The sequence below is a fragment of the Nocardia sp. NPDC051929 genome (assembly GCF_044548645.1).
Classification (GTDB): Bacteria; Actinomycetota; Actinomycetes; order Mycobacteriales; family Mycobacteriaceae; genus Nocardia; species Nocardia sichangensis.
Genome location: NZ_JBIUCG010000007.1, coordinates 113299 through 122359, shown reverse-complemented (window position 1 = coordinate 122359; position 9061 = coordinate 113299). Strand labels below are relative to the sequence as shown.

Here is a 9061-nt window from a genome sequence, read left to right as displayed (position 1 = left end):
CGGCGGAACCGGCGGCGTGGGCGGGACCGGCGGCGCGGGCGGTGTCGGCGGCGCGGGCGGAACCGGTGGAACCGGTGGAGTCGGCGGAACCGGCGGGAGCGGCGGCGTGGGCGGAGTCGGCGGAACCGGCGGTGGTGTCGGCGGAACCGGCGGTGTCGGCGGAACCGGCGGTGTCGGCGGAACCGGCGGGAGCGGCGGCGTGGGCGGAACCGGCGGGAGCGGCGGAACCGGCGGCGTGGGTGGCTGGGGTGGGTTCGACGGCTTCGGGGGTTCCGGTTGCGGCATAGGGACGGGCCACCGCTCCACTTCGTTCAGGAACGGCCCCGGCATTTCGAACTCGTAGTCCCTCGGCGGATGCGGAATGTGCGAGCGCAGCGCCCAGTTCGGCGGCATCCGGCGGTAACGCACCGGCCCCGGGCCCGACGGACCCGCGGGCGGCTCCGAATCACCGCCGCGGTTCGAGCGAGCACCGCCCGACGACTCGTCAGCACCGTCGCGATGAACGCGAGTTCCGCTCTCCGGCGAATCCTCGCCACCGTCACGCTCCCGGCGTGACGTCTCCCCGCCACCGCGAGCAGTCCGGGAACCGGACGCGCCCTCCTGGGAGGAACGATGCGCGGAGCGCTCCGAAGGATGCTCGCGCACAGCGTCTTCGGCCCGCGCGAGCTCGTCCTCGGCATCGATCACACGCCGAGCCGCATCCTCGAGCCGCGCAACCCGCTCCTGCCACGGGCCCTGCTCATCCACCCGCATCGTCCGCCCACGCAGACCATCCAACGCGTCATCCAGCGCATCCCGCGTCAGATCCTCGTCATTCACCGGTAGTCCGCGACGCGCATCCGTGAGATCGGCCTGCGCATCAGCCAACTCCCGCTCCGCCGCAGCACGCTGCGCGGACAGACGCGCCCGCTCCGCTTCCGCCTCGGCACGAGCGGACTCTTCCGCTGCCCGCGAAACCGATTCTTCCGGTCCGTCGGGCGAGAGCGGCTCGATGGCTCCAGCGGCCTGCTCGAGTGTCTCGTCCAACCGCGCGAGCCCGTCTTCGGCGTCGAATACGCGGCGGGCCGCACGCTCCAACTCCGTGACTCGGTCCTGCCACGGGCCCTGCTCATCCACCCGCATGGTCCGCCCACGCAGACCATCAAGCGCGTCATCCAACGCATCCCGCGTCAGATCCTCGTCGTTCACCGGCAGTCCGCGACGAGCATCCGCGAGTACGGCTTGTGCATCGGCCAACTCACGGGCGGCCGCAGCACGCTGTGCGGACAGACGCTCGCGCTCGGCATCCGCCTCGGCACGGGCCGATTCCGCTGCCGCGCCTGGGGCTGGTTCTTCTGCTGGGGCGTTCGGCGACCGGTCGGATGGCTGGGGGGTCTGGGCGAGAGCGTCGTCCAGGCGGGCAACCTCCGCTTCGGCGTCGAAGACGTGGCGGGCGGCCTGCTCGAGTCCGGTCAGCCGGTCCTGCCACTGCTGTTGCTCGTCCACTCGCATCGTCCGCGAGCGCAGGTTTTCCAGTGCGTCATCCAGGGCTTGCGGCGTCAGGTCCGCGTCGTCGACCGGCAATCCACGGCGAGCCGCCGCGAGGTCGGCCCGGGCGTCCGCCAATTCCCGCGCCGCCGCGTCCCGCTGGGCGGACAGCCGCGCCCGCTCGGTATCGGCACGTGGGCTTTCGACCGCGTGACCGGTGTCTTGCCCCTCCGGCTGATGTGCTCGGCCGTGCGAGGGCGCCTCGGCTGCTCGATCGGCCTGCGCGAGGGCATCGTTTAAACGGGCCACCTCCGCATCGGCGTCGAATACGCGGCGTGCCGCGCGCTCCAACGCTCCGACCCGCTCCTGCCACGGGCCCTGCTCCTCGACCCGCAACGTGCGCCCACGCAGGTTGTCGAGCGCATCGTCCAACGCATCGCGCGTCAGGTCCTCGTCATTCACCGGAAGACCGCGGCGGGCATCCGAAAGATCGGCCTGCGCGTCCGCCAACTCCCGAACCACCGCGGCGCGCTGCGCGGACAGGCGTTCCACATCGGCGCGGGCGGCGCGTTGAACGAGATCGGAGAGGGCGGCGATGTCGTCGGCGCGCCCGACGACCTCGGCGCGCAGCTCGGCCTGCACTTCGGCGAGCTGACCGGGGGTCAGTCGCTCGTTCTGGTCGAGCTTGCCGTCGCGGTAGACCTCGTAGACCTCGGCCCACCGTTCCGGGCCCGCGTCGGTCAGGTCCACTCCGACCAGGCGCGCGAAGTCCCGGCCGGCCCCGCGATCGGGGCCGGGCGCGGCGCTGGTGTCGCCGTCCAGCATGCCGAGCCGGCCAGGAGCCTCGGTGAGGTGGGCGACGTCGCCGATGACCGCCAGCAGGTGGCGAACGGCTTTGTCGTGCACGGGGAACTCGACATCGGACACGCGGGGATCGAGCGCTCGGTCACCGTGGGCGCGCGGGTCGAACACATCGACCGCGGCGAGCGCGTCGGCGTAGTCGGTGAGCGCGTCGGCGTAGTCGGTGAGCGCGTCGACCAGGTCGGGGTGCAGGTTCGGCCGATGTGACTGGTTGGCGATCACCTCGCCCAGCTGCCCGAGACCGGTGATCCGCACTGTTCCCGGCAAGGTGTCGAGGCGCCGGACCAGCCGGTCGTTGGCCGCATCGATCGCGGCCGGGTCGATGCCGCGCAACAGCTTCGCGTATTTGAGCAGCGCCTCGGCCCGTTGCTGCCGCAAGGCGTTGCGAATATCCGGGTCCGCCATCGCCTCGGCCAGGCGCCGCGGTGTCATGTCCGCGGCGTCCAGGCCGAGCCGGTGCGCCAGCACATGCCGCGCGTCGCCGACCTCGTGATAGGTGTCGATGTCCCAGGCGGTGCGCGCGTAGTCGATGATCGCCTCGATCTGTCCCGCGCGAATGGCGTTCTCGTCGCGCAGCACCGCGAGCCGCTCGGCGAGCAGTTCCGGGGAAGCCAGCTCCGCTTCGGTGATGTCGAGGCGCTGTGCGAGTTCACTGATGGCGTCGCCGATCTCCCGTCGCGACAACGGTTCCGGCGCCTCGTCCGCGACAGGAAGCGTGTCGGAGTTCACGACAGCGTCCGGCACGACACGCCAGCCGTCGCCGTCGTCCACCACGGTGACGTCGAGGCTGCGTCCCTCGACCTCGCCGGTGAAGTGACGCACCTGCGTCGCCCCGCCGTCGGCGATCGCGATCCGGTCCGGACGCACGTCGGTGACCAGGTAGTGGACCTCGACGATGCCCTCGTTGACAGCCTCGGCGAGCCTGGGGTGCGCCGCGAGCGCGTCGGCGAGGACGCGGTCGTGGCCGAGCGTGCCGTCCACGACCACCAACCGCATCGGCCCGCCGGGCTCGCCGGGGACCAGACCGAGACCGGTACCGTCTTCCAGCATCGCTCCGCCCCGCGCGAGTACCCGGTCCCGCCCGGCCATGTCGCCGATCAGGCCCGTGAGTTCGTCGGCCGCGGCATCGGCCCGCAGGAACTCGTCGGCGTCGGTGCGGAAGGCGGTCATGCCGCGCGCGTGCTCGCGGATCCGGTCCATCTCGTCGGCGAGCGCGTTCGCGAGCTGATGCGCGTCGAGCGCGTGCAGATCGGTGCCGAGCAGCTGCGCCCACACGGAACGCTCGTCCTTGATCTGGTCGCGGCGCAGCGCATTCTCGAAGAAGGAGCGCAGGCCCTGGTCCTGGCCCGGCTGGTCGGTGTCGTAGAGGTCGCCCCACTCGCGGCTCGGCTCACCGCCGTTGTTGACGCCCTGCCAGTCCAACAGGGTGGGGTTGCCGCCGAAGGCGCGCACTACCTCACCGAGGAAACGGTTCATCGGGTTGGCGTCGAAGAAGCCGACCTCGTCGCTGTACGGGATCCGCTCGTGCTCGGCGTTGTACCGGCGGGACGCCTCGGCGAGGCCGGTGAGCGCGCCGATCCGGCGGATCTGCTGATACCGCAGCAGATCGACGACCCGACGGACGTTCTCGGGGGTCGGTTCACCGAGGTCGACGCCCAGCGCAGCGGCCGCGGCCACCAGGGCGTCGGCCAGTTCCTGCCGCCGGACCGTCGCCTCGGACAACTCGCGCAGCCAGTCGGCGAGTTCACCGGTGCTCGCGGGCAGCTCCTCGCCCGACCGCAGGGCCGGTTCCGGTGTGGCGTCGGGCGTCTCGCCGTCGGTCGGCTCCGGCCTGGACTCCGGCGCGGCGATCGCGCGGGCGGCGTCCTCGGCCTGTCGCTTCAGCTCCTCGAGTTCCACCCCGAGTTCCCGGCGCACCAGCTCCGGATCGGCCTCCTCCAGCCAGTACCGGTACTCCTCGCCGTCGCGGGCGACCGGTGTGCCGTACTCGGCCGCCGAGTCGGCGACCCGGGAGGTCAGTCGCTTCAGGAACGGGACGAGTTCCCGCTTGCGCCACATGGTGACGGCTTCTTTGAGGATGCGGACCGGACTGAACTTGGTCTGCATCACCTCGTATTCGTCGCCGGGCGCGGGAGTCGGGTCATAGTGCTTGGTGAGCGGCAGCCCCGCTTCGTGCGCGATCAGCGATTGGCCCGCGCTATCGATGCCGGAGCCGGACGGGTACTTCGGGCTCTCGCCGAGGTATCCCGCCGTCAGTGCCTCCCACAGGCGACGCAGCCGCGACTTCGGCCGCTCCGGTTGCCGCGGTGCGGGCACGTCGGTATCCGCCGGTTCGGGTGCGTCGAGACGTTCGGGCGTCTCCACCCGCCAGCCGCCGTTCTCGTCGGCGACCAGCCGCGCCGGCACGCGCTCACCATCGACCTCGAGGGTGTACCGGCGGGTCTCCCCCGGCTGGGGCTCGGCGCCGGTCTGGCCGCGGGCCGCTTGGACGGCGTCGGCGAGGTCTGCGATGGCTTGCGCGTCGCGGCGCACCGCGGCACGGGCCTGCTCCACCGTCCCGGCCGGATCGCGATCGAGATCGGCCGGATCGATGCGGAGCCGCCGTGCCCAGGCGTCGCGGGTCTCGCGCACCTGCGCGCGCAAGTCCGGATGACGCGTGCCGCGCGCCCGCTCGGTCGCTGCCGCGAGCGCCTCGACCATGCCCGCCTGCAACAGGTTTCGGTAACGCAGGTCGGCGATGGTGGCGCCGAGATGCTCCGGGGACAGATCGTCCTCGTCGAGGGCGAATCGGCGTGCGAGCCGATCGCGAGTCCGGTCGATCGGTTCAGGACGCGGAGCGCGGGACGACTCGTGCGCATCCCCGGCACGCTCTCGGTTCGCATCATTCGAGTGCGGCTCGGCTGCCCGAGTGGCCTGTGCGCGGGCATCGTCCAGCCGAGCGACTTCCGCTTCGGCATCGAAGACACGGCGGGCGGCGCGCTCCAACTCCGTGACACGGTCCTGCCACGGACCTTGTTCGTCCAACCGCAGCGTGCGTCCGCGCAGTCCGTCGAGCGCGCCGTCCAACGCACCCGGCGTCAGGTCCGCGTCGTCGACCGGCAACCCACGGCGGGCCGCCACGAGATCGGCCTGCGCATCGGCCAATTCGCGGACCGCCGCGTCCCGCTGCGCGGACAGACGCTCGGCAACGACACGCGGCAACTGCACACCGTGAGTCGCGTCACGTGCATCCGATTGCTGTGTCCGTTCATTGGTGGTCGCGGCTTGCTCGAGGGCGCGTTCCGACCGAGCGAGTTCCGCGTCGGCGTCGAAGACGCGCCGGGCGGCGCGCTCCAACTCCGTGACGCGGTCCTGCCACGGTCCCTGACCGTCGACACGCGATGTGCGCCCACGCAAGGCTTCGAGCGCATCGTCCAACGCAGCCGGGGTGAGATCCTCGTCGTTCACCGGCAAGCCACGGCGAGCATCGGCGAGATCGGCCCGTGCGTCGGCCAGCTCCCGCGCCGCCGCATCCCGCTGCGCGGTCAGGCGCTCGGTGTCGGCCTCTGGACGAATTTCGGCCGCGGGATCGGCTTCGCGTGCTGCGTCTTCGGCCCGCGCGAGCCCGTCCTCGGCATCGAACACGCGCCGAGCCGCATCCTCGAGTCGCGTGACCCGGTCCTGCCATGGTTGCTGCTCATCCACACGCAACGTGCGGCCGCGCATGCCGTCGAGCGCGTCATCCAATGCGTCCCGTGTCAGATCCTCGTCATCGACCGGAAGACCACGCCGCGCATCCGCGAGACCGGCGCGCGCGTCGGCCAATTCGCGGACCGCCGCGTCCCGTTGCGCGGCCAGGCGTTCCGAGTCGGCGACCGTGCGGCCTGGGTCGGCAGGTGGCAGGGCATCCGGGCTCGTGGCAGCCGCGGGCAGTCGCGGTGGTCGCGGTTGCTCGATCGGCAGGCCCGCGCGGCGCAAGTCGTCCTGTACGTCGCGCAGGCCGTCGTCGGGCGCCTCGGCCAGCCAGAACTGCTCGTCTCCGTAGCGTTCCGCGCTGGTGAGCGGCTCGAAATCGTCCGGGTAGCGCATGCGCGGGCCGTCGGCTTCGTCGAGGAAGCCTCGCGCCCTGGCGATTTCGGCGAGTTCGGCCAGAGCGGCCAGCGGATCGCGCAGCGCGGCGAATCTCTCGTCGAGACCCAATGCCTCGGCGAGCAGGCGAACGTGCTCGGCCTCGGCATCGGTGAGCGGGTCGGCATCGCGCTGATCGGTCCAATCGCGCTGTTGGCGAAGGAATTCGAGCACGTCGTGAACGGGATTGCCGGTGCGACGAGCACCATCCGGACGGCCATCGGCCGGTGGCTCGGCATTCGTGGGCGGCGGCCCGGATGGCGGCTCACCATCCGCACCTGCGGCCTCCGCCCGCGGTTCGGCGGTGTCAGGCAGCCCAGCGACCGGGCGATCCTGGTCGGCGTCGGCACGCACCGGTTCTTCGGCCTCGACCTCACGTGTAACCGGCTCTGCGCCTAGATCTTCCGATGGCGATTCGGTGTCAGCAGCCCGAGCCGCTTGTGCACGAGCGTATTCGGCCCGCGCCAATTCGTCCTCGGCGTCGAACACGCGCCGCGCGGCACGCTCCAACTCCGCAATCCGCTCGTGCCACGGCCCCTGCTCGTCCACCCGCGATGTGCGGCCACGCAAGGCTTCGAGCGCATCGTCCAACGCATCCCGCGTCAGATCCTCGTCGTTCACCGGCAACTCACGGCGAGCATCCGCCAGGTCGGCCCGCGCGTCCGCCAACTCCCGCTCCGCCGCATCACGCCGGGCGGTCGGGCGGCTCGGTTCGGCGTCGACACGTACCGATTCCCCGGCCACGGTGTCCGCTCCACGCGAAGCAGATTCTTCGCCGGGGTTGTCCGATATCGGACGGGCCACCTGGCCGTCCTCGTCGCGAGCGTCGTCCACCCGCGCGAACGCGTCCTCCGCGTCGAACACCCGCCGCGCCGCATCCTCGAGCCGTGCAACCCGCTCCTGCCACGGGCCCTGCTCATCCACCCGCATCGTGCGGCCACCCAGGGCTTCGAGCGCATCGTCCAACGCATCCCGCGTCAGATCCTCCTCGTTCACCGGCAACCCACGGCGAGCGTCCGCGAGGTCGGCCCGCGCATCCGCCAACTCCTGTGCCGCCGCATCACGCTCAGCCGACAGATGCTCGGCGTCAACACCCGTATGCCTTTCGCCGCCAGTCGCACCTAGGTCGTCGGCTCGTGTTTTCCCCGCGACAGGCCCTCTGGTTTCCCGAGCTTCTCCGGGTGAAGCCGGGTCGCCGACGCGCGCACTTCCCGCGACGGGTCTCCTGGGAGACCGGTCGCCGTCATCCGGAGCCGGATCGCCCACGCGCGTAGTTCCCGCCACTGGTTCCCCCGGCGCGGGCGGTGGCGTTGGCTCTGTGCCCGAGGGGAATCCGTCGAGCTCGCGTTCGAGTGCGTCGAGGCGGTCCATGGCGCGGCGGTGGATCTCGTCCAGTTCGTCCAGCAGGCGAGCATGCAACTCGTCCAGCGTCTGGGCCTCCGGAGACGGGTGTGCCGCGTCGTCCGGCCCGCCTGCGAGCCGGTCGAGCCGGGCGACGGCGGCGTCGAAGTGCTGATCGAGGTCCGTCGCGATCCCGTCGAGCTGGGCGAAGGTGTCGCGAAGCAGCTCGTCGAATCGTTCGTCGGTGCGCCGGGCCGCGTCGTCGAACTCCGCGCGGATGCGCTCCAGCGCCGCCTCGGCCGAGTTCTCCGCGCCCGGGCGGGCCGTGGGCGCCGCGAGCGGCGGGACCTCGGCTGCGGCCGGGACGCCCTGGTCGGGCCGAGCGGACAGCTCGTCGAACCGTGCGGCGATCTCGGCTTCGATGTCGGCCAGGCGGTCGAGAGCGCGCTGCTCGATCCGGTCCAGATCCGTACTCGCGCGGCGCAACAGGTCGTCGAGCTGCTGGTCGATTCGGCGGTGCAGCTCGTCGAGGTCGGCGAGCGCTCGGTGCGCATCGTCGCGCGCGGTGACGGATGGGGAGTGCGGCGCGGCGTTCCGCGGGTCGTCCGACGCACTTTCACCGGACTCATCCGGACGCACGGTGCGCGGCGACGCCGCATCCGGCTCGCTCCCGGGACGGTCGGTCGACGGCACGGCTAGCTCACCGTCACCCGAATCATCGGACGCGCCCAGACGCGTGGTGCGCGACGCCTCCGCCGCATCCGGTTCGCGCTCAGGACGGTCGGTCCGCGGCACACCCTGCCCACCGTCACCCGAATCATCGGACTCGTCCGGACGAGCGGTGCGTGGCGACGCCGCATCCGGTTCGTCCTCGAGACGATCGGTCCGCGGCGCACCCTGCTCACCGTCACCCGAGTCGTCGGGCTCGTCGGGCTCGTCCGGACGCGCGGGTGCGGGTGGATCCTCCGGGGGCTTCTGCGCACCGCCGTCGGCGTTCGGCGCCGAGGATTCGTCCTCTTCGCGTGGACGCGACGGCTCCTCTCCGGCGGGCGGGCGGCGATCGCCGCCGCGGGGTCCTTCGCCGGGGCCATCGGTCGGGCCGTGGGGCCGCGACGGCGTCGCACCCGATGCGGGCGGCAGGTAGCCCGGGTCCGGTGCAAGCGGAGCGGGAGCGTACGGGATGCCCGCGCGCCAATCGGTCAACGGCGGGCGGTCGGCGTCCCAGTGATAGCCGAGCGTGATCGCGTGCGCGTTGGCCTGCTGCCAGGTCGAAAGCGGATTTTCA

Annotated in this window: 1 pseudogene (cut by a window edge); it reads right to left on the bottom strand. The window is 71.9% G+C overall.

Annotated elements, in window-relative coordinates:
- A pseudogene (locus tag ACIHAX_RS11035) lies at positions 1–9061 on the bottom strand (hypothetical protein) (its annotated part continues 23066 nt past the right edge of the window); the annotation flags it as partial.